At 70.2% G+C, this 299-nt stretch carries 1 pseudogene; it reads right to left on the bottom strand.

What is annotated here, in order from left to right:
- Positions 1-225, bottom strand: a pseudogene (locus P0G09_RS18965) (hypothetical protein); the annotation flags it as partial.
- Between the last annotated feature and the right edge of the window lie 74 nt (positions 226-299).

Genomic DNA, 299 nt, shown 5'->3' with positions numbered 1-299 from the left:
AAGCGCCTCTGCGCTGCCCGCCTCGGCAGCGGCAGTGTAGCGGGCCGCCGCTTCCTGCCAATTCCCGGCCCGGGCGGCGGCGTGCCCGGCTTCCAGTTCCTGAGCGCCGGGGGTGTCGCTCCCCCGCTCCGATCTCAGCAGCCCGCTGAGCAGGGAGACATCCAGCGTGGCAGAGCTTGTCCACGGATCCAGCCACACCATCGATGCCGTCCGTTTCCAGCGCATACTCCATGGCGCTGCGCAGGCTGCGCTCCACCATGGGGCGGGTGGCGCTGGCCTTTTCCGCCTCGGCGTTCTTT

The organism is Faecalibacterium sp. DFI.5.82 (assembly GCF_029076575.1).
GTDB lineage: Bacteria > Bacillota > Clostridia > Oscillospirales > Ruminococcaceae > Faecalibacterium > Faecalibacterium duncaniae.
The sequence above is the reverse complement of the archived record's forward strand: the minus strand, read 5'-3'. Positions and strand labels throughout refer to the sequence as shown.